The 21,412-nt window shown below is 67.4% G+C and carries 18 protein-coding genes; 8 read left to right on the top strand and 10 right to left on the bottom strand.

Features of this window, described 5'->3' with window-relative positions; genetic code table 11:
* Nucleotides 1-4: 4 nt before the first annotated feature.
* Nucleotides 5-757 (bottom strand): TetR/AcrR family transcriptional regulator, encoded by a 753-nt coding sequence (locus tag AC1D1A_RS13630; RefSeq protein WP_476947932.1) that lies wholly within the window; start codon nt 755-757, stop codon nt 5-7.
* A 134-nt stretch (nt 758-891) separates the two neighbouring features.
* On the opposite strand from AC1D1A_RS13630, the gene AC1D1A_RS13625 reads away from it, so the two are divergent.
* On the top strand, nt 892-1,689 hold the full coding sequence (locus AC1D1A_RS13625) for a DUF2306 domain-containing protein (RefSeq protein ID WP_476947931.1): 798 nt from the start codon (nt 892-894) through the stop codon (nt 1,687-1,689).
* Nucleotides 1,686-2,225 carry a DinB family protein gene (locus AC1D1A_RS13620; RefSeq protein WP_476859918.1) on the top strand — a complete coding sequence of 180 codons (540 nt, stop codon included), beginning with the start codon at nt 1,686-1,688 and terminating at the stop codon, nt 2,223-2,225. Before AC1D1A_RS13625 ends, AC1D1A_RS13620 begins: the two co-directional genes overlap by 4 nt.
* 125 nt (nt 2,226-2,350) lie before the next feature.
* On the opposite strand, the gene AC1D1A_RS13615 is transcribed toward AC1D1A_RS13620, so the two are convergent.
* The 4 genes from AC1D1A_RS13615 to AC1D1A_RS13600 all read right to left on the bottom strand — a co-directional run bounded on the left by AC1D1A_RS13615 (nt 2,351) and on the right by AC1D1A_RS13600 (nt 8,500).
* Nucleotides 2,351-4,078, bottom strand: a complete 1,728-nt coding sequence (locus AC1D1A_RS13615) for a thiamine pyrophosphate-dependent enzyme (RefSeq protein ID WP_476947930.1) — start codon at nt 4,076-4,078, stop codon at nt 2,351-2,353.
* 293 nt (nt 4,079-4,371) lie between these two features.
* Nucleotides 4,372-5,886: an amino acid permease gene (locus AC1D1A_RS13610; RefSeq protein ID WP_043435285.1), complete on the bottom strand. Its 1,515-nt coding sequence runs from the start codon at nt 5,884-5,886 to the stop codon at nt 4,372-4,374.
* Between the two features lie 74 nt (nt 5,887-5,960).
* Nucleotides 5,961-6,905: a glutaminase gene (locus tag AC1D1A_RS13605; RefSeq protein WP_476873402.1), complete on the bottom strand. Its 945-nt coding sequence runs from the start codon at nt 6,903-6,905 to the stop codon at nt 5,961-5,963.
* Nucleotides 6,902-8,500 (bottom strand): PucR family transcriptional regulator, encoded by a 1,599-nt coding sequence (locus tag AC1D1A_RS13600; protein ID WP_476947929.1) that lies wholly within the window; start codon nt 8,498-8,500, stop codon nt 6,902-6,904. Before AC1D1A_RS13600 ends, AC1D1A_RS13605 begins: the two co-directional genes overlap by 4 nt.
* A gap of 328 nt (nt 8,501-8,828) precedes the next feature.
* Here AC1D1A_RS13600 and AC1D1A_RS13595 point away from each other — a divergent pair, with 328 nt between their 5' ends.
* Nucleotides 8,829-9,749: an MBL fold metallo-hydrolase gene (locus AC1D1A_RS13595; RefSeq protein WP_476871378.1), complete on the top strand. Its 921-nt coding sequence runs from the start codon at nt 8,829-8,831 to the stop codon at nt 9,747-9,749.
* A gap of 27 nt (nt 9,750-9,776) precedes the next feature.
* On the opposite strand, the gene AC1D1A_RS13590 is transcribed toward AC1D1A_RS13595, so the two are convergent.
* Nucleotides 9,777-11,813 (bottom strand): glycosyltransferase family 2 protein, encoded by a 2,037-nt coding sequence (locus AC1D1A_RS13590; protein WP_476947928.1) that lies wholly within the window; start codon nt 11,811-11,813, stop codon nt 9,777-9,779.
* A 597-nt stretch (nt 11,814-12,410) separates the two neighbouring features.
* On the opposite strand from AC1D1A_RS13590, the gene AC1D1A_RS13585 reads away from it, so the two are divergent.
* From AC1D1A_RS13585 to AC1D1A_RS13575, 3 genes are all read left to right on the top strand, one after another.
* Nucleotides 12,411-13,031, top strand: coding sequence for a DnaJ family domain-containing protein (locus tag AC1D1A_RS13585; protein WP_476859913.1), 621 nt, complete (start codon nt 12,411-12,413; stop codon nt 13,029-13,031).
* Nucleotides 13,032-13,128: 97 nt separating this feature from the next.
* Nucleotides 13,129-14,040, top strand: a complete 912-nt coding sequence (locus AC1D1A_RS13580; protein ID WP_476947927.1) for an SDR family oxidoreductase — start codon at nt 13,129-13,131, stop codon at nt 14,038-14,040.
* Nucleotides 14,041-14,210: 170 nt separating this feature from the next.
* A complete protein-coding gene (locus AC1D1A_RS13575) occupies nt 14,211-14,972 on the top strand; it encodes a DUF4386 family protein (protein WP_476947926.1) in 762 nt (253 codons plus the stop codon).
* Between the two features lie 263 nt (nt 14,973-15,235).
* On the opposite strand, the gene AC1D1A_RS13570 is transcribed toward AC1D1A_RS13575, so the two are convergent.
* From AC1D1A_RS13570 to AC1D1A_RS13560, 3 genes are all read right to left on the bottom strand, one after another.
* Nucleotides 15,236-15,877 carry an NADPH-dependent F420 reductase gene (locus tag AC1D1A_RS13570; RefSeq protein ID WP_476871374.1) on the bottom strand — a complete coding sequence of 214 codons (642 nt, stop codon included), beginning with the start codon at nt 15,875-15,877 and terminating at the stop codon, nt 15,236-15,238.
* Between the two features lie 188 nt (nt 15,878-16,065).
* The gene (locus tag AC1D1A_RS13565; protein ID WP_164468554.1) at nt 16,066-16,215 is read right to left on the bottom strand and encodes a hypothetical protein; all 150 of its coding nucleotides are present in this window, start codon (nt 16,213-16,215) and stop codon (nt 16,066-16,068) included.
* A gap of 97 nt (nt 16,216-16,312) precedes the next feature.
* On the bottom strand, nt 16,313-17,674 hold the full coding sequence (locus tag AC1D1A_RS13560) for an LssY C-terminal domain-containing protein (RefSeq protein ID WP_476851748.1): 1,362 nt from the start codon (nt 17,672-17,674) through the stop codon (nt 16,313-16,315).
* Between the two features lie 122 nt (nt 17,675-17,796).
* Here AC1D1A_RS13560 and AC1D1A_RS13555 point away from each other — a divergent pair, with 122 nt between their 5' ends.
* The gene (locus tag AC1D1A_RS13555; RefSeq protein ID WP_476947925.1) at nt 17,797-19,143 is read left to right on the top strand and encodes a sensor histidine kinase; all 1,347 of its coding nucleotides are present in this window, start codon (nt 17,797-17,799) and stop codon (nt 19,141-19,143) included.
* On the top strand, nt 19,136-19,816 hold the full coding sequence (locus AC1D1A_RS13550) for a response regulator (protein WP_476947924.1): 681 nt from the start codon (nt 19,136-19,138) through the stop codon (nt 19,814-19,816). The genes AC1D1A_RS13555 and AC1D1A_RS13550 overlap by 8 nt, the downstream gene beginning before the upstream one ends.
* Nucleotides 19,817-19,917: 101 nt before the next feature.
* Here AC1D1A_RS13550 and AC1D1A_RS13545 read toward each other — a convergent pair whose 3' ends face one another.
* Nucleotides 19,918-21,198 (bottom strand): S8 family peptidase, encoded by a 1,281-nt coding sequence (locus AC1D1A_RS13545; RefSeq protein ID WP_476947923.1) that lies wholly within the window; start codon nt 21,196-21,198, stop codon nt 19,918-19,920.
* Between the last annotated feature and the right edge of the window lie 214 nt (nt 21,199-21,412).

Here is a 21,412-nt window from a genome sequence, read left to right as displayed (position 1 = left end):
CCGGTCAGGGCCTCGCCGGCGTCGAGGTCTGTGCCGGGCTGGTCTGTGCCGGAGTTGAGGTCCAGTGCTGCCGGTGCAGCCGCTCGAAGCCGTCCAGGAGCAGATCCAGGGCGAACTCGAACTCGAACTGGTCATCGCACCCCTGGCCCACCACGGAGTCCTGGTGCGCGGAGGCGGTGGCGACCTTCAGGATGTTCGGATACCGCTCGGCCATCTCCTGGAACATGGCCGCCTGCGCCTCCGGCGGAAGGGTGGCCAGCCCTGCGGCGTTCCCGCCGGCGGAGTCGTCGAACAGCTCCTGGGTAAACCCCCACATGCGGCTGCCGAGGGCGTGCATGACGTGATGGGTCAGGTCCACGGAGAAGCCTCCGGCCAGGAACATGCCGATGAACGAGTCCATGTAGCCAAGGACCGCTGGAGTTTTATTCGTGCGCGATTCCAGCACTTGCCGGGCCCACGGATGCCGCAGCAGCGCCCCCCGCGCCGAGAGCACCCTCAGGCGCACGGCGTCCTTCCAGCCGGCATCGCGGACGGGAGGATCGATCTCGCTGACAAGGGCGTCCACCATGCCATCAAGGAGTTCCTCCTTGTTGGCCACGTGCTTGTAAAGCGCCATCGGCACGACGCCGAGTTCCTGCGCCAGCCGGCGCATGCTCAGCGCCTCGATCCCCACATGATCGGCCAGCACGACGGCGGCAGCCAGGACGCGGTCCCGGCTCAACGGAATCCGGCGCGTTCGCTCCGCTTGCTGGGTCATCCGGCCACCCTTCCCTAACGGTTCCCTATTGACAAGTGTACGCCGTACACCTAACGTGGCCGCATCAGGTGTACGCCGTACACCGCGCATCGCATGTACCGCCGCCGCCAGCCATCCCCGCCAAGGACCACGCCGTGACAACACACGCCAGCAGCGCCCCCGTCCCCCGAGTCCGCCGCCGCCCCCAGTGGCCAGTGCCCGCCGGGTTGATCCTTCTCAGCCTCATCCCGGTGATCGCCGGTGCGGCGCGGCTGACGGAACTGACCGGCGGTGCCGCCGTCACCGCCCAGAACGCCCGGTTCTTCGCCTCACCCGTGCCCGTGGTGACCCACATCCTCAGTGTCACCACCTACAGCCTGCTCGGTGCGTTCCAGTTCCTCCCCGCGCTGCGGGGCCGCCGCAGCTGGCACCGCTTCGCCGGCCGCATCCTCGCGCCGGCGGGCCTGCTGGCCGCCCTGTCCGGCCTGTGGATGGCCGTCTTCTATCCGCTGCCGCCCGGGGACGGACCGGCGCTGTTGGTACTGCGGCTGGTCTTCGGCTCGGCCATGGCGGCGAGCATTGTCCTGGGAGTCGTGGCGGTTGTGCGCCGGGATTTTGTGCGGCACGGCGCGTGGATGACGCGCGGCTACGCGATCGGCGTCGCCGCGGGAACGCAGGCGCTGACGGGGCTGCCGTGGATGCTGCTGGTGGGCCCGCCCGACGAGCCGACCCGGGCTGTGCTCCTGGGGGCAGCCTGGGTGATCAACCTTGCGGTGGCCGAGTACGTCATCCACCGGCGCTCCAGGCGGACCGTGCGGGTCCCCGCCGTCGTCCCCGTGCCTGCCGCCGCCGTCGTCGAAGTCGCCGGAAGTGTGCCGGCACGCCGTACTTTTCCGGCGAAGCGGACGGTTTCCGGCGACGTGGAGGCCGGGCGGCTAGACTCACGCGCATGACAATTGTGGACGATCAGGGCCGCCCGGAGCCTCCCCTCGCCTCCGACGAAACCGCGACCCTCCTGGGATTCCTGGACTACCAGCGGGCCACGCTGGCGTGGAAATGCGCCGGGCTGGACGCGGCCGGCCTTGTGGCTACTACCGCTGCCTCATCGATGACACTGGGCGGGCTCCTGAAGCACATGGCCTATGTGGAGAGCGAATGGTTCTCCCGTTCCCTGCACGCCCGGGACCGGGAGGCCCCGTTTGCCGCCGTGGACTGGAAGGCCGACCCGGACTGGGAGTGGCATTCCGCCGCCGGGGACACCCCGGACCAGCTGCGCACCCTGTGGCAGGACGCCGTGGACCGGTCCCGGGCCAGCGTCACGGAGGCCCTGGCCGCCGGCGGCCTGGACCAATTGGCCCGTCGCCCGTGGCCGGACGGTTCGGCACCGAGCCTGCGCTGGATCCTGTGCCACATGATCGAGGAGTATGCCCGGCACAACGGCCACGCCGACCTCCTCCGCGAGGCCCTAGACGGCGAGACGGGGGAATAGACGGCGAAACGGGGGAGTAGCCTCGAGGCACCCCTCCAACCACCCGTTGCGCTATCAGTCTTGGCGGTTATGGACGCCGAATGACGACCAGGACTGATAGCGCAACCAGGTTGGGCAGGGTGTATTTAGTAGGCCTTGACCCGCTGTTCGACGATGAGGTGGACCAGGGCGAACACACCGTCCCGGTCGATGGCGGCCAGCGCCGCCTCGAGGGCGGCCGGCACATCCTTATCCTCGGTGACGGTGATGCCGAAACCGCCGAACGCCCGGGCCATCATGCCGAAGTCGGGGTTCTTCAGCTGCGTGCCCGACACCCGGGACGGGTAGTGGCGTTCCTGATGGGTGCGGATGGTGCCGTACTCCTGGTTGTCCATCACGATGATCAGCGGCGTGGCTCCGTACTGGGCGGCCGTGGCGAGCTCCTGGCCGTTCATCAGGAATTCCCCGTCGCCGGCGATGGTGACCACCCGGCGCTCCGGGCTGGCCAGTGAGGCGGCGATGGCCGAAGGCACCGAGTACCCCATGGAACCGTTCCGGGCACTGATCATCGAGGCGTAGCGCCGGGTGGGGAAGTACCGGTGCGCCCAGTTGGTGTGCTCGCCTGCCCCGAATGTCACCAGGGCGTCCTGCGGCAGCAGCGGGACGAGGTTGGCCATCAGGGTGTCCATCTTCGCGGGACCGGCGCCGGGTGTCGACGGCGGCAGGCTGGCGAACGACTGCTGCTCGGCGCGCATCCGGGCCGTCCACGCCTTCCACTCCTGCCTGACGGGCAGGTCGATGTTGACCAAGTCCCGGACGAAGGCGTCCGGCTTGGCCAGGATCTGGCGGGAGACCGGACCGGAGCGGCCGCGCAGCGAGGGATCGATGCTGACGAGGAAGTTGTTCTTGTTCCAGTCCTGCCGGCAGACGAAACCGTCCGTGATCACGTCCCCCGGGACCGTCCCGACGAAAACGAGCAGGTCGGTTTCCTCCAGGAGGTCATAGGTGGGGCGGGGCCGGCCGTAGCCGATCGGCCCCACGTAGCTGGGCGAATCAAAGGAGACGGTCCCCTGTGTACGCCACTCCGCCGCGGCCGGGATGTGGTGCTTTTCGAGCCAACGGGTTAGTTCCGAGGCGGCTTCCTGGGTCCAGTCGTTCCCGCCGGTGACAAAGAGCGGCTTCTTCGACTGTGCCAGCGCCTCAGCCAGCGCACCGGCATCGGTGCTGCTCATGCCGCCCGCGGCAACGGGGATGGCCGGGTGCAGGGCCGGATCAATGGGGACCCGGATGATGTCCTCCGGCAGGCCCACCACCACGGGCCCGGGACGGCCGCTCATGGCCGCGAACATTGCCTCCGCGACAATTTCGGAGGCCCGCTCGGGGTGGTCGAGGACCATCACGCGTTTGGCGCCGGTGTCGAACCACGCCTTGATGTCGAACTCCTGGAACGCCTCGCGGTCCCGGTGCGCGAACGGAATCAGTCCGACGAAGAGCAGCATCGGGGTGGAGTCCTGCCACGCGGTGTGCAGGCCCACATGGGCGTTCGCTGCCCCGGGGCCGCGGGTGACCATGGCGACGCCGGGGCGCTGGTTCATCTTGCCGTCGGCCTCGGCCATGTAGGCGGCGCCGCCCTCGTGCCGGCAGACCACGGTCTCGATCTCAGAGCCGTGCAGCCCGTCGAGGACGTCCAGGAAGCTTTCCCCCGGGACAACAAACGTGCGTTCCACCCCGTGCGCTGCGAGCGAATCAACAATCACGTGGCCGGCGGACTTGAGGGTGCTGGCGCCGTTGCGGTTATCCAGGACAGCCCCTGGGGCCGTCTGCAGGGGTTTGATGGTGTCGCCTTCAACTGGGTGCGTGTCGGTTGCGGTCATTGTGGATGCAGACTCGGTTTTCATCACTACTTGTCTTCTTGGGTTGGGTTGGCGGGCATGGCATGTCCACTGAATCCAGCGGAACGGTGGCTAGTCTGTTTCCGGTCCGGTGCAGAAGAAGCAGCCGTCCTCGCAACTGTCGTTCGACGCCGGCGGCTTGTCTTTGTGCGTGTCTGGCGGGTGGCGCTCCTGCAGAGCGCTAGGGCGGCCGGGACTCAGCGGGTTTCGTGGCTGCATGAAGGCTTTCGCGTTGGGTGCCGGGTTGTGGGATTGGTCGGCACTGGGATGTTCGATTAGCGGATTGGAGTCCGGTTGGCCAGCACGGGCGCGGCGCCCGTGAAGCCGTCGCGGGTTTCGGCGATGTCGTGGATTTGTTTCCGGCAGGCGTACCAGCCGCCTACCATCAGCGCGCAGGCCACCAGGGTCACCAGCAATGTGAGCGGGGAATCGATGAAGACCATGACGAGGACGCCGAGCAGGAATACCAGGGAGAGGTAACCGGTGTAGGGGGCGCCGAACATCCGGAAACTGGGGCGCTCAAGCCAGCCTTTGTCTGCCCACCGTTTGAGCTGGATCTGGCAGAGCACAATGGTGGCCCAAGTGACGACGATGCCTACGGCGGCGACGTTCAGGACGATCTCGAAAGCCTGGCCGGGGACCAGGTAGTTCAGTGGGACCCCGAGGAGGGAGACGCCGGCGGTGATAGCGATACCGCCGTAGGGGACACCGGCCTTGTTCATCCGCTGGGCGAACTTCGGGGCCGATCCGGCCACTGACATGGAACGCAGGATGCGGCCGGTGGAGTATAGGCCGGCGTTCAGCGAGGACAGTGCGGCCGTGAGGACCACGAGGTTCATGATGACGTCCACGCCCTGGATACCGATGGATCCGAAGAACGTCACAAACGGGCTGACGCCTTTTTCATACGAGGTGTAGGGCAGCAGCAGGGCGAGCAGAATGACCGAGCCGACGTAGAAGACGGCGATCCGGAAGACCACGGAGTTGATGGCCTTGGGCATGATTCTTTCGGGGTTTTCGGTTTCGCCGGCGGCGGTACCGATCAGTTCGATCGAGGCGTAGGCGAACAGCACGCCCTGCATAAGGATGATCATGGGCAGCAGACCGTTGGGGAAGAGGCCGCCATTGTCGGTGATGAGGCTGAATCCGACTTCCTGGCCTTCCACGGGCGTGCCGAACATGACGAAGTAGGTGCCGACCAACAGGAATGCGACCAGGGCCGCGACCTTGATCAGGGCGAACCAGAACTCGAGCTCGCCGAACACCTTGACGGAGACGAGGTTGAGGCAAAGGACCACGACGAGGGCGATCAGCGCCCACGCCCACTGCGGTACTGCCCCCATCCAGGGGATGTATTTGCCGAAGAAGTTCATGTAGAGGGCCGCGGCGGTGATGTCCACGATGGTGGTGGTGGCCCAGTTGATCCAATAGAACCAGCCGGAGATGAACGCGGCTTTCTCTCCGTAGAATTCGCGGGCGTAGGACACGAACGATCCTGACGAGGGCCGGTGCAGCACCAGTTCACCCAGGGCGCGCAGGATCAGGAATGCGAAGAAGCCGCAGACTGCGTAGGCGATGACCAGTGACGGGCCTGCCGCGTTGAGCCGGCCGCCGGCACCCAGGAACAGGCCGGTCCCGATGGCCCCGCCGATCGCGATCATCTGGATCTGCCGGGGCTTCAGGCTCTTGTGATAGCCCGAGTCCTCCGCGTGGATCAGGGCATCCGAAGCGTGGGCGTGGCCGCCATCGGCCTGGTACAAGCCAACCTCGTCATTGGGGTTGTTGGGCATGGGTGTTCCTTTCGATCTGTCAGAGATCTAAATGGGGTTCTGGAGGGAGATTGTGGGGACAGCCGGGCGTCAGATCAGAAAATCGACCACCCGGTCCGGTCGGACAGGTCAGCGAGAGCCGCCGTGCCTGCCAGGGAATTTCCTTTGGAATCCAGCCGCGGGCTCCAGACGCAGATGGCGCACTGGCCGGGGACAATCGCCAGGATGCCGCCGCCTACACCGCTTTTCCCGGGAAGTCCCACGCGGTAGGCGAACTCGCCGGCTGCGTCATACATGCCGCAGGTCAGCATGATGGAACCGATGCGCTTAGCCTCGCTCCTGGAGATCACCGCGCCTTGAACTCCACGACCATCCTGCGCGAGGAATAGAGCCGCCTTGGCCACCTCCGCGCAGGTCATCATGATTGAGCACTGCCTGACGTAGTTCTCCACCACTGCCTCTGCGGGCTGCCGCAGGTTGCCGAATTCCTTCAGGAAGTGGGCGAGGGCCAGGTTGCGGCTGCTGCTGGAGAGTTCACTCTTTGCGGCGATCTCGTCGATGAAAGGGCTCTGGCTTCCATTCTGGTGTCCCACCTGGCCGGTGAGGAAACGCAGGACCTGGGCGGCGGCGTCGGGAGTTCTTTCCATCAGATGGTCGGTGACCACCAGGGCGCCCGAATTGATGAAGGGGTTCCGTGGGATCCCGTGCTCGACTTCAAGCTGGACCAAAGAGTTGAAGGGCGTCCCTGAAGGCTCGCGAAGGACCCTGGACCACAACGAGCCGGAGTCATCGGCGCTGAGCGCCATCGCCAGGGTGAAGACCTTGGAGATGCTCTGGATCGAGAACGGAAGATCGGCGTCGCCGGAACTGAATAGTTCCCCGGACGTCGTGGCAACCGCGATGCCGAAACGGTCGAACGGCGGGGACTGCAGGTGGGGAATGTTTGCGGGGACTGACCCCGCTTCCGTCCGGGGCCGGTGGCCGCGGACAATGTCATCCAGTAATAAGGCAAGCGGCGGCGAATCAAGTGTTGTCATCATTTCTTGCCCACATGCTCCTTCTGCGTGCCGGACCACTCCTGAACATGCAGCAGCGCGACCAGTGCATGGCGGGGATTGCCGAAGTCCAGGCCGGTGACCCGGCTGACCTTGCCGATCCGGTAGTAGACGGTGTTCTTATGCAGCTGCATCCGCTTCGCGCACTCGGCCACGTCGAGTGAGGCGTCGAAGAAGGCACGCAGGGTTACGGCCAGTTCCGCGTCGTCGCGGAGGAGGGCCCAGAGGCTGCGGTGCCGAAAGGCCGCCGTCGTAAAGTTCTCCACGGCGTCGTGGAAGAGGATCTCGGCTTCGAAGTCGTCCACCGTGGCAACCGAAACTTCGCCGGAGCGGCGCATGCAGCCCAGCAGCGCTTCGCATATTCCGGTCACGGAATGGATTGATAGCAGATCGGGAACAGCGGGGCCGACGGCGGCAAAGGGGCTGATGCCGAGGTGCTTGTTGGCGTCCTTGACGATTGCCTCGGCCAGACTCCGCAGACCGGCCCCCGCGTTGGCGGACTGCAGCCCGGGAAGGATCACGGCGGTGTCGCCGTGAAACTGTCCCACGATGGCTGAGGGCTTGTAGGCGGCTGCATGGATTGAAGCGAGGTTGGCCAGCTCGCCGTGTTTGAGTGCGGCGTCGTTCTCCTGGGCTTCGGACGCCGAGAGGCCAATCAGGATCAGGGCCGCGGGGCGGTCCGCAGGGATCTTCTCGCTGTGCGCGCTCGCCGCAGCCTCCGCGGGACCCGAAAGTAGGCGCACGATCCGGTCCTCGCGCATGTGCACGGATTGCTGGTTACGGTACCGGATCAGCTCGGCGGAGGCCCGCGCGGCCGAGCCGGTGAGCACATAGTCGACGTCGTCGCCGAAGCCCGCACCGGTTTCCTGAAGCCAGATGTAGCCCATGATGCGGTCGCCGGCGAACAGGCTGATGGCGACGCGCTCCCGCAGGCCGTCCTGGGGCCGGGCGGGAACCCGGACCGGCAGGCGCGTCCGGTGCAGCTCGCGGTAGGCGCCGAGGTCCTTGAGGAGGAGTTCGTATTTGCGCGGGCCGCGCCGGGCCAGAATCGAGGCCTTTCGCAGTTCGTCAATGGCGTTGGTGACCGTGGAGTAGGCCAGGACCTTGTTGGCGGCGTCCTCGATCACCACGTGGCTGGAGGTCAGGCGGGCCGTGGTCTGGGCGATGGCGAAGAGGTCTTCTTCGAGCAGGGTCAGCACTTCGCGCTGGTAGCTGGGCGGCTGGATTCGGTCCTTGGCGATGGACAGCAATCGGTCCCAGTCTGCCGCCGGGTCCACCAGCAGCAGGCCGGTTCCGGCGGCGCGGAGCAGCTCTTCGGCTTCCGCCAGTTCGTCGGGGCTGCCCTTGACGGCCAGGACCAGGGGCGGGCGTTTCAAGAGGCGCCGCACTGCGGGCAACGCGGAGCGTCCGCGAACGCCGATCAGAAGGACGAACGCAGTCGCGCCGTCGGCGGTCTCGTCGTCGGCGTCGACGATCAGAAAGCGTTCGATCGCAGCATCCGTGCGGGACGGCCGAAGCATCAGGCTGGCGAAACCCAACGGAAGATCCGCGAGGATGTCGTCCACTGTAGCTGCGGCCATGGGCTTCTTTCTGACATCGGCACCCGCCCGGACGGCTTTGTCCGGACACCTCAGCCTATCCAGCAGACATCGCCGAAAGTATGGAAAAGCTCCTAAATTACGCGGCCCGTTTTAGGTCTACGGACCAAGGCGAGGTCTGCAGAGCTGCGTGGCCCCATCGATTGCTCCGTAAGTGCCGTAATCACTCGTCAAAAGGGCAACTACGGAGCAACCGACCGGGTTTGAGGACCGGAAGGGGACCGGTCATCATGGAGTGTTGGTGCGTCATTGCGGAACCCGACGTCCGCCGCACCCGCCGCCACTGGCGCTGACGCCCCTAGGAGAACCCATGGAGACGCCCCCGGACCTGATCGACTTCACCGCAGGCCGCGCCCGGTCGGGAGACCTGGAGGCGGCCTGGATCCACGGCTCGGAATCGGCGAAGCACAATACGGACCCGGACATCCAGGTCCACGCCTACGACGGGCACACGTTCATCCTGCGCCAGAACATGGCGGTCAACTACGAGGCGCCGTTCATGTTCCTGCTGTTCGGCAACGCGCGGGCCGTCCTCATCGATACCGGCGCGACCGCATCCGCGGACTTCTTCCCGCTGCGCCGCGTTGTCGACGGACTTGTGGAGGCCTGGCTTGCCGCCCATCCCCGCGACGGCTACGGTCTCCTTGTCCTCCACACCCACCCGCATGGCGATCATGTCGCGGGCGATGCCCAGTTCGCGGGCCGTCCCGACACCGTTCTGGTGGACGCGGCCCGGGACAATGCCTGGGAATTTTTCGGATTCACTGCCGCGGGTGCCCTGGACGCCGGCGACCCGGACGCCGGCGGCGACGCCGTTCAGCCGGCGCAGGTGGACCTCGGCGGGCGCGTCCTGGCATGCTGGCCCAGCCCGGGGCACCACAACGCGGCCGTGACGTTCTACGATCCCCACACCGGGTTCCTGCTCACCGGTGACACGGTCTATCCCGGCCGGCTCTACATCCAGGACTGGCCAGCGTTTGTGAGCACCATCGACCGGCTGATCGGGTTCTGCGCCACCCACCCCGTCACCCATGTCCTGGGCTGCCACATCGAAATGTCGCAGCAGCCCGGCGTCGACTATCCGATCTTCACCACCTACCAGCCCGACGAACCACCGCTGCAGATGACCGTCGAGCAGCTCCGGCAGATCCGCCGGGCCATCGACGAGGTGGGCGGACGCCCCGGCCGGCATGTGTTTCCCGGGTTCATCCTCTGCCTCGAGGGGGAATGAGCGGGCGGGACCACCGGCCTCCAGCCCTCAGCGCCCCCGCAGCGACGCCGCGGCCGGGACGCCGGGCGGGAAATCGGGCAGCGCCCCTGCGGGCGTGTGGAAGATCCACAACGAGAGCGCACGGTAGGTGGCCCAGTCGTCGTCGGCCGCCCGCAGGGACGCGATCTCGGTGCCGTCGGGTTGCCCGGTGGTGCGGATGACCTGCAGCCGGACCGGCGCGGCCTCCGGCAACCGGAGCATGACGGACCCCGAAGCCGGCAGCGTGCCGTGCGGGAAGCGGACTGCGGCGCCGCCGACCGAAATGTCCAGCAGCTCTCCGCTGGTGCCCTCGGCCTCGACCGGCGAGGACACCTCCATCCGGTAGGCGTTGCGGCGGGATGTGGCGAATTCGGCGGCCCGGATCCTGCGCGTCCCGAGCACCAGGACCGCGCCGGCGAGCACCAGCCAGGCACCGGACGCCACCGTGGAACCGGGCGTCGTGCGCCAGGGCACCAGCCCGGCCAACCCGGCCGCCGCATACAGAATCACCGCGGTGATCAGGACAACCATCACGATCAGGATGCGCGGCGTCCGGCCCCGGAGCCGGAGGTCGGCGGCGCCCTTGGGCGTCACCTGGAACTCCAGGATGTTCCGGGACATGAGCCACCAGAGGCACGCCAGGCCGACCGGGACGCGGAAAATCCGCAGGGCGAAGGCCGTGGGCCAGTGGATTTCGTTGCGCATCAGCTGCTTGGACCCCCACAGGCGCACGGTGAACATGACCAGGAAGACCCCGGTGAAAAGCAGCGGCCCGGCAGTGGAGGTCTGCGCCCCGGACAGCATGATCACCACCGGAATCAGGAAGGCCACCAGCGTGGCGATGCCCTCCAGCCACCACAGCGTGCCGTTGAGGTACTCGTGGTAATTCCGCCACGACAGCCACCCCTTCGCCGCCCACAGCTTCTCGTGGACGAGAATCTGCATGGCTCCCATGCCCCAGCGCCGGCGCTGCAGCAGGTACTGGTCCGGCGTCGCCGGCGCGAGCCCGACGGCGAGCGTCTGGTGGTGGTAGACGGTCCGCCAGCCGCGCCGGATGAGTTTGAGCGTGGTGTGCATGTCCTCGGTGATGGTCTCGGTCGCCACGCCGCCCACCTCCTGCAGGGCGCTCAGACGCAACAACGACGTCGACCCGCACCAGAAGGGTCCGGCGCCGGGTACGTTGCGGGACGCCATGAGGACGTTGAAGAAGGTGCCCTGCTCACCCGTGATGCCGTCGTCGTCGAACGCGCCGCCGTTGTAGAACGACTGCGGACCCTGGATCAGGGCGATCCCGGGGTCTTCGAACCAGCCCAGGGTGGCGGTAAGGAACGTGGGCAGCGGGACGTGGTCGCAGTCCAGGACGGCGATGATGTCGATGCCGGGGCCGCCGGCGGCCTTCTCCGAGGCCATCAGGCCCAGGGCGTGGTTCATGTTGCCGGCCTTGGCGTGGTCGTGGACGGCCCGTCGGACATACCGGGCGCCGTAGGCGACGCACATTTCCTCGACCCAAGGCCGGTCGCCGTCGTCGAGGACCCACGTCTCATGCGCCGGGGCCAGCTCGCAGGCCGCCGCGACCGTGGGCGTCAGAACCTCGATGGGCTCGTTGTACGTGGGGATCAGCACCGCCACCCGCATGCCGTTGGGGGCCTCCGTCACGGGCGCCGGCGGATGGCTGTCGATGTTCCACACGGACCACGCCTTCAGGATGAGGCCGGCAAGCGGCAAGGCCTCGAAGGTGACCAGGATCCAGGCGATGGCCAGGTTCCATTCCCCCGACGGCATCGTGAACAGGACGCGCCACGTCAGGTAGAGGACCAGGGCGGCGATGGCCGCGATGCCGCCCACATGGGCCAGCCTCCGGGACCGGGGTGCTTCCGCTCCGGGGGGTCCGAGCCGGGCGGCCCAGCCGGCAATGCCGGCCCGGGTCAGGGCTGTGGCGTCCAGTGGTAAGGGCCGCGGCGCGGCGGATGATTTTCCAGTCGGCAGTCTTTGAGCCGATAGGTTCTCGGCGTGCTGCAGATCTTCACGCAGATTCTCTCGAGGCACGTGATCTCCCTCAGCTAGATCCGGTGCTCAATGTCCGATCAGCGTAGCCGGGGCATGGCACCCGTGACCGGATCCGCCGGAATCCTTGCGCAAAACTGCGGAGGGGGTGTGCTTTGATCTAATGCTTTGCAACGTGCTCCGCGTCCTCGGGCCCGACGAAATTGCACGAGCCGGGGTGGCGCTTGGGCAACGTGCACGTGCGCCCGGTGGGCAGGTGGACGTTGGCGCACCGGCCCGCCATGGCCACGTCTTCGCGCACATGCGTGACGTGCGTGCTGCTCTGATCCTCTGGCGCTTCCTCGCGGCTGGTTTGTAGGGGGCTTCCGGACGCGCTCTGGTTTTGGCTGTTCACGGCTGCAACTCCTCGGGATCTGCTGTGCAGGAGAGATGGGAAGGATGCTTAGTTTTATCCGAAGTCCCCAGCTTCGCACGGGTGGGTTAACACCGGGTTACGGGAGTGTAAGGATCCCGTCTCGGCGAGGGGGCGGGTTGCAACGGTCGCGGTTCGCCGCCGCGCGGACCTTTTGCCGCCGCCCGGCTGTTCCTCATACTGGAAGGCAGATCCGCGATTTCGACAGGCGAGGACGGTGGTGACTGATGAGCAGCGGAGTCAGTGGTTCCAACAGCGCGTTCCGGCGCCGGGTGGAGCGTGCCGCGGAACTCCGGGCCGTGCGGGCCACGGGCAGCACGGCGCAGGAGAACGACGAGCTCAACGCCGCCGAGGAGGAACTCCGGCGAAAGCGCGCCAAGATCGACGACGCCGCCAAGGCCGAGTACCTGATCCGGGATGCCATGGCGCAGGGCAAGTTCGACAACCTCAAGTACGCCGGCAAACCCATTCCCGGGCTGGACGAGGCGTACGACCCTGACTGGTGGGTCAAGGGCCTGATCCAGCGGGAGAACATCTCCGGGCTGGGCCCGAAGGCGATCCTGCTCCGCACCGAGGACGCCGAGCTCGACGCGCGGCTCGATGCCCAGTTCAGCGAAAAGCAGGTCCGCGAGATCGTGGAGGACTTCAATGCCCGGGTCATCGATGCCCGGCGGCAGCTCCAGGGCGGGCCGCCCGTGATCACCAAAACGCGGGACGTCGACGCCGAACTGGACCGCTGGCGGGGTCGCCGGGCTGCCGCGGCCGCCGTCGCCCCTCCGGAGCCGGAGCCGAGGCGGCCCTGGTGGCGGCGGCTGTGGAGCGGGGCGGGCCAGGCGCCGCCGAACTAAACGCTCACAGGCTACGGGCGCCGTCGAACTCCTTGGGCTCATTACTCGAGGGCCGGCCCATTGCAGCTGCCGCAGAGAAAACAACTAGGAGATAACAATGTCTGAACAGGAACCCGTGCTGGTGGTCGGTGCAACGGGATCGCTCGGTGGGCAGGTCGTCGACCGGCTTCTTGACCGGGGCAAGAAGGTGCGGGCGTTTGTCCGCCCGAGCTCGGACGCGGGCAAACTCGAGGCCAAGGGCGTCGAGATAGCCCGCGGCGACATGCTCGACCTCGATTCGCTCGTCGCCGCGATGACCGGCGCCGCCGCTGTGATCACCACGGCGGCCGGGTACACCGGGAAGAACAAGAACGCCCACGAGATCGACACGCGTGGCAACGCCAATCTCGCCATCGCCGCCAGCAAAACCGGGGTGCCGCGCTTCGTGCTCACCAGCATCCTCACGAGTGACCAGACACCCGGTGTGCCGCATTTCTGGCACAAGAAGCTCGCCGAGGACAAGCTCGAAGAACTCAACGTCCCGTTCGTCGCGCTGCGCCCCGGAGCATTTTTCGACCAGATTGCCCGGCTCGGCGGTGACCCGTTCGAGAAGGGCCGCATCATCTGGCTCGGCTCAAAGAGCGTCCCCCTGACGTTCGTTCTGACCAGCGACCTCGCAACCTACCTCGCCGAAGCCGTCGACGCCGACATCGCCGACGGCGAACGCATCGAAATCGGCTGGACGCGCCCCATCAGCATGCGGGAAGGCGCTGAACTGGCGTCGCGGCTGGCGAACAAGAAAATTAGGGTGCTCTCCCTTCCCACCGGACTGCTCCTCAGGATAGGCAAGATTTCGGGAAAGTCCGGCTCGCGCATGAGCGACATGGGAGCCATGGCGGCGTGGTTCGAAACCGGCCGCTACGTGGCCAACACGAGCCGCCAGGCAGAACTCTTCGGCCCCGCGCCAACTCCGGAAGACGCGGTCGCGCGCTTCGCTGCGCGGTTGGGCCATGGACCAGCGCAGTCCTAGTGGGTGCGGCGGTGTCCAGATTAACGGGCGGTCCCGCCGGGTCACACGTGCCGCCGCCACATGCCGGTCAAAGGCCCGTGGCTCCGGGGACGCAATCGGCGTAGCCTGCGCTTAGGCGCGCACTTCGCGCACTTCGCGCACCCGCGCGTCGGCACGAAACGGGCGATGCCATGAGGAAATACGGCACTGATCATAATCCGCGGCCGGCGGCTTCGGCCGGGTCTGGGCGCCCGGCATCAGACCGTGCACCGCTTCGCCTCGCCGCCACCCTGGCGTTTGCCGGCTTCGCGCTGTCCGTGGTCGCCGGGCTGCTCCATGCCGATACGGCCAGCGCAAATGACCACCCGGCGACGTTCGCGGAGTACGCCCGCAGCGGTATTTGGACGGCGGTCCACCTCGGCCAGTTCGCCGGCATGGCGCTTCTCATCTCCGGGCTGCTGGTCCTGCTGGTGGTCTTGAAAGCACCGGACGGGGCCATGGCCTGGACGGCCCGCTTCGGCGCTGTCGCTGCGGTCGCCGCGCTGGCACTTTACGCCGCCCTCCAAGCCGTCGACGGCGTTGCCCTCAAGCACGCAGTGGACGCCTGGGTTGCGGCTCCGGAGCCGGAGAAAGCTGCGCGGTTTGCGACGGCCGAGGGTATCCGTTGGCTGGAGTGGGGCATGCGCAGTTACCAGAGCTTCGTGCTGGGCGTGGCCCTGGTCCTGACCGGTGCCGTGGTTGTCGGGGCGCGCCGCGTCTCCCGGCTGATCGGCTACCTTATGGCGCTGTCCGGGCTCGCCTACCTTGCGCAGGGCTGGATCGTCGGCGCCGAAGGCTTCTCTCCGGCCAACTCCATTCCTACACTCGCTGGGATTGTCCTCATCCTCGTGTGGTCCGTGTGGCTCCTGGTCAGTGCATGGTTCGGGAAGGACGCGCCCGCCCGCGACAGGTGACGCGGCCAGCGGACCCCGACGGCGGGAGGTTCAGCCGCCGCCGTCGTCGCGTCCGTCAGAGTTCCGGGACGCAGGGGCCGGAGCCCAGCAAAGCGCATAGGGGAATGACCATCCGGGAGTCGTCCCCCTTCAGGGCTTCCCGGGTCCTGCGGTGGCGTAGCCGCGCGCTGCCGCCCGGATTCGCCGGAAGGCTGCGAGCCCGCCGGAAAAGTCCGGCGACCTCGCAGGCTTCCGGCGAATTCGCGCGCCCGGGGCAGGACGGGTCAGATGGTGCGCGGAGCCTTGGCCAGGTTCTCTGTGAGCTCGGCCGCGTTCTGCCGGATCACGTAGGCCGGGCGGTCCCGTTCCGTGCGCCAGCTTTCGGCGAGCGGGCCCATGTTGACGGTGTCGAAGCCGAATTCGTCGTAGAGCCTGGTCACCAGCTCGGCCGCCTCCGGGAAATCGCTCGCCGTGGCCAGGGCCCGGCGGTTCGGGGTGCCGGCCGGCGTCCCGTCCGTGGTGATCTGGGAGTACATGATGTGGTTGAAGGCTTTGGCCACCTTCGACTGGGGAAGGTGCTCCTGCAACAGGCCGGACGTGGTGGCCTCGCCGGCATCCAGGGCCGGGATATGCCCGTCGCGTTCCCAGTAGTAGTTGTTGGTGTCGAGGACGATCTTGCCGGCCAGCGGTTCCACGGGGACGTCCGGGAGGCTCCTGAGCGGCACGGTGACGACGGCGAAGTCGCCGGCTGCGGCCGCCTCGGCCGGCGTTGCGGCCCGGGCCCTGGGCCCCAGTTCCGCGACGAGCTCCGTCAGGGTTTCCGGCCCGCGCGAGTTGCTGATCACGACGTCGTAGCCGACCTCCACGGCCTTGCGGGCGATCTGGCTGCCAATGTGTCCTGCACCGATGATTCCGATAGTTGTCATGCCGGAGCAACAGCCGGGCAAGCGAAGATATTTCGCCTGTTAAGGACTGTGTGCGCCGGGGACCGACAGGACACCGGTCGGGGCAGGCGAGTCCAAATCGCCGGAAGCCTCCCCGCTCGCCGGAAAGTTCCGGCGAGCCCGCAGGGTTCCGGCGAATTCGATCGTAGAGAGGCTGGCGCCTAGGGAGGCTAGGCCGTGGGGCCCGGTTCGTCGTCGGTGTCCGGGCCTTCTGCCGCGTCCTGGGAATGGGCGCGGTCGTCGAAGGGTTCAGCCGTTGCATCACCTTCGGCCGGGGTCTCGCTGTGGTGGCGCTCCGGCGCCTGTGAGTCGTCGCTCATGTCCGCTCCTTAGCTGCTCCTGCGGTGGATTGCTGGCTATTTGAACATCTAGCTCCCGCTGCGAGAGGGCTGTCAAGGGCCCGTTGATCCTGCGGATTCAGACGGGCGTCCGGCCGCCGGGACGGCTGGAATCCCGGTTGATTACCTTGCGGGGGCGCAGGGCATAGTCGCGGGACCGCTTGCTGGAGAGCGCCAGAAGCAACAGGATGTCCAGGGTCAGGCCGGGGAGATTGGACTTCAGGGTGATGTCCGGGCCGCCGTGGAAAACATCGACGGCCTGGAAGCAGATGGCGGCCGTGCTCAGTGCCATGGCCACCGTCCGGGCCCAGTTTCGGCCGAGGAACACGAACCACGCCAGCAGGATCTCTGCCACGGCAAAGAGCAGGACAACCGCCGTTGCGGCGCTGACGGCCAATTCCGCCTGGGCCTCTGTGACCGCCGGGCCGGCTACGGGCTGCACCAGTGAGCTGACGTGCGCGTCCTTGAAGAGCACCAGGGACAGGGCCAGCAGCGCGGCCGCCGCCGCGCGGGCACCGACGAAGACCGCCCCGACAATCGTGGTCGAAGGACGCCTGGCGCGGCCCTCGCCCGGGGGCGTGTCGCTCCCAAGCAAGCCCGCAGCGGTCGGCTCCGCGACGGTCTGCCTGAGATCGACGATGGGGAGATTGCCGTCGGTGGTGATGGTGTCGCCCCCGCCGTTGCGCGCGTGATAGCCGGTGGAAAAATCACGGATCACCCGGAGCCCGGCCGCGGGATCGGCCCCGGTAATGGCGCCGACCACATGGTCGCGTTCGGCGTCGGTGTTCTCATCGATCTTGTGGGTGATCTGCAGGGTAAACAGGGACAGCCCGACGCTGCGGTCATACGTGCCGGCCGCCAACCAGTCGACGGCCAGCCCGCCCGGCAGCAGCCAGCCGGGCGGGCACCGCCAGAAGCGGACGTGGTGCCGTTTGCCCGGGGTGCCGTCGACTTCCTGCTGGTAGGCAAAATCCTGCTGGCGGCCGAACAGGAACAGCGGACTGACCGGGGCCTCGAGATAGCTGCGGCGCAGGAGGGTGGAGGAGACGATCCGCCGGCTGCTGGCCAGGGTCACGTCATCGGCCCTTGTCCAGCCCGCGGACCGCATCACGCCATGGATCTGCGGTTCCGATCCCAGCAGGGCGATGTTCACGGGATCGCCCAGCAGCCCGTCGCTGGTGCGCGCCCGGCCGATGAAGTAGTCCGGAACGTAGAGCCGGGTCAGGATCCGGTGCAGACGGGGAAGCACCAGATAGGCGAGCAGGGCCCAGAAGATGAAGAGGAACCAGACCTGCGCCCAGCCCCATTCGAAGCTCAACTGCACCAGCAGCGCGGTCAGCCACACAGCCGCAACGCCGCCCACCACGAAGAACACGCTGTCCAGCACGGAGTACGGCACCGCTTCGGCGGGAGCTGTGACCTCAACCGCTGCCTTGGTCATGGCCGCCATACTACGCCCGCTATCGACGGAGGGCTGGCTCGAAAGATGAATCTTCTGGCCCCAAGGTGGAGTGCGGCCGGATGTGACCTGCCTGTGACAGCCGCCGTGGATAGGGTGACAGCATGGAACCACTACTGAAAGTTTTGCGGCATTGGGGCGCCCCCGCGGCGGCCGTTCTCTTCTTCACGCTGTGGTGCGTGGCCGAGGCCGGGCGGATGGGCCCCGGCCTCCACACCTGGGAGGGGACGTGGCCGCTGATCCTCATGACGGCAGCGATTGCCTGCGCTGCCTGGAAGCCCTACGCGTCGCTCGGATTCACGGCAGGGCTGCTCGCGGGCCAACTGGGGTACGCCATTCCCGCGATGCACGCCAACCACTGGGCCATTTACCTCGGGGCGTTCGTGTCCCTGGCTTTCATCCAATGGACGGCCCGGCGAAGGACACGCTTCATCGCGGCGGCCGCCAACGTGGTGTTCGCCGGCGCCATGACCTTCCTGATGCTGTCCTGGCGCTACGGCAACGGCGTCGGCTGGCTCCTTCCGCTGTACATGGGCGACCGGTGGACCTTTCAAGCCTACGGCTGGCAACTCTTTTCGCTGCTGCTGGTGATCGCGGCAGCCTGCGCCGCCGTCGGACTTCTGCTGGCGATGTATCAGGAACGCGGCAGCCTGTTCCAGGCCAGGACCATCGCCCAGACCAGCCTCAGGGAAGCCGAGGTGGACCTGATCGTGGAGCAGGAACGGACCCGGATCGGCCGGGACCTGCACGACGTGCTGGCCCACTCACTCGCCGTGATCGCGGCGCAGGCGGATGGCACCCGCTACCTGAGCAAGGACCAGCCGAGGGCAGTCCTAAACGCCCTGGAGAACATTGCGACGTCGGCCCGGAGCGCCCTGGTGGACGCGCAGCGCGTCATCGAGGGGGTGCACGACGACGGCATGGTCACGCCCCAGCCCCGGCTCAGCGACGTCGGGCCCCTCGTGGCGCGCATGCAGGGCAGCCTCGAGATCGAACAGAGCGAGTCCGGCGCACCCGCCGAGCTTTCCGCCGGGCAGCAGCTCGCCGTATTCCGGATCATCCAGGAATGCCTGACCAACGCACTGAAACACGGCGGCCGCGGCACCGCGGTGCGGCTGCACCTGGACTGGAGCGGCCCGGGGCTGACCCTGCATGCGGCGTCCGGGATCCCGGAGACCCCAGGCAGGGACAGCCCGGACCCCGCCGCCGAAACGCGGGTGGGCCGCGGCCTCGCCGGGATGCGGGAACGCGCCCACCTCTCAGGAGGCTGGATGACGTCCGGCCCGGATGGCGAGCAGTACCGGGTGACCGTCTTTATCCCCTACGGCACAAGGACGGCCGACGCCGACGCTGCCGCTGCCGCCGCCAGCGCGGAGCCGGACCTGGTTCCCGCGGGAAGCCCAGCAGCGCGCCCGGGAATGCCGCTGGCCGAAGCCGGCGACCGTGGCTGATGCCGGGGCGGCCATTACCGTGGCGATTGTCGATGACCAGGCCCTGTTCCGGGCGGGAATCCGGATGCTGGTGGAGAGCCAGCCGGACATGGAGATGGCCTGGGAAGCCGGCGACGGCGCGCAGGCGGCGGCATTCGCCGTCGAACGGTGCCCGGACGTGATGCTCATGGACCTGCGCATGCCGGTCCTTGACGGTGTCGGCGCCACACGGCGGATCGTGCGGCAGGCGGAGGCCGCGGGCACCGGCGCGCCGAAGATCATCGCCCTGACCACGTTCAATCGGGACCAGGCGGTGGTTGACGCCGTGCACGCCGGGGCCAGCGGCTACCTGCTCAAGAGCGCCGAACCGGAGTTCCTCCTCGCCGCGATCCGGACGGTGTACTCCGGGTACTCCGTGATTGCGCCGGGATCAGTGCAGGATTTGTTCCAGCATGCCGCCCGGACCGTGCCGGCCGGGGGACCGGACCTGTCCGCGCTGGAGGTGCTGTCTGTCCGGGAACGGGATGTCTTCCTGCTCGCGGCCAAGGGGCTGGCCAACGGTGAGATCGCCGGAAGCCTGTTCGTATCCGAGGCGACAGTCAAGACACACCTCAGGAGCGTGCTGGGCAAACTGGGCCTCGGGACCCGGCTCCAGCTGGTGGCCTTCGCCTATGAGCGCCGGCTGCTGGGCTGAAACCGGCGGCTGGGCTGAGACCCGGCTGGGCCCCCGGCTGAGACTCGCCGAGGGCCTCTGGCGCGGCGACTTGCGCCGCCGGATTCCTCACCGCCGCAGCGTCAGAAGCTCACCGTCTGGGTCAGGTATCCGTAGTACTGCCCCGAGATCGGGTGGATGGGATCGCCGCCGAAGCCGTAGTCGTGGTGCCGCTTCGAGTACGACTTTGTCAGGTCAAGGTACTGCTCCATGACGTGCTCGGCTGAGCCCGTGCAGGCCTTCTGGCTGATGCAGAGGGCCACGGACCCTGCCACGGCCGGGCTGGCGAAGCTGGTGCCGTTGCTTACGTTGTAGCCTCCGGGCCAGGTGGAGAGCATGCACACACCGGGTCCGGCGACCGTGTGGGCCTTGTCGTCACTCGTGGTGGCGAAGTTGGAGAAGAATGCAGGCTGGTCATCCTTTTGCCCGTACTTCGAAAAGTCGTCAGGGCCGCAGATCGGGGCGGCATCCCCGCCGGACTTTCCGTCGAAATCGCCCATGGCGGTGGCGGTCAGTACTTGGTCGTACGTGGCCGGCACTGTGTTGGCGAAGTCCTCACCGGCGTTGCCGGCCGCGACGGCATAGGTGACACCGGCCCGGACCGAGCGGCAGATGGCGTAGTGCATTGGGTCCGTGCCCTTGCCGCAGTTGGGCGTGTCCGCGGCGCCGCCGGCGATGCTGATGTTGGCCACGGCGATGTCGTTGCTGTCGTCATGGTCCTTGCGCGTCGAGGTCACCCAGTCAATCGCGCAGATCAGGCTCTGCTCGGAGATCAGGCCGTTGTCGTCAACCACCCGGACAGACCACAGCGGAGTGCCCGGGGCGGTCCCGATGACGCCCAGGCGGTTGTTCCGGGCGCCGATCACGCCCGCAACGAATGTCCCGTGCCCCAGGACGTCAACGGGGGTCACCTCGACGGGCGAGCCGGACTGGCAGTCGACGCCGCCCTTGACGTTCAGGTCCGGGTGGGTCGCATCGATGCCGCTGTCGATCACGGCGACGTTGACGTTGATCCGGCTTGGCCCCCGGTCGAGGGCCTTCCGGACGTCTGAGCTGGTTCCGGCGATCCGCTTGCGCCAAAACGGCGTCTCCTGGGTGGCCGCGGTTCCAAGATCCCGCGGTTGCTGGAAGGTCCGGCCTGCCGTGACGAAGTCGACGTTGGGGTCGGCCTGGACGCGTTGCGCCTGGGCCGCCGTCAGAGTGGCAGAGTAGCCGTTCACAGCGTTGCGGTAGACCTTTGATGCCGTGAATCCGTAGGCGCTTTGCTGGGCGGCCGCCGCCGCTCCGGCGTCCACGACGCCGTCCTTGAGCACCACGATGTAGTTTTGTGCCGGGTTGGCGGCGTTCGAAGGAGCTGCCGCCACCAGGCTGCCGCCAGCCGCCAGGGCAAAGGCCGCCAGCGAGGCCAGCCCGCGCCTGAACCAAAATGTGTCCGGTCTGGGAAGAGAGCTGCGCCGGTGTCTGCGCGGGGTCCGCGCCACCGATGTTAGCTTCGGTTTTGATGCCTTGCGGCTGGCTTGGCTGAACATCGTGGCCTCCCATTAAGCGAGTTCGCTAATTCGAGTGCCCCCCGCCCAT

The organism is Arthrobacter sp. P1_B9 (assembly GCF_056406495.1).
This window is presented reverse-complemented; position numbering and strand designations above follow the sequence as displayed.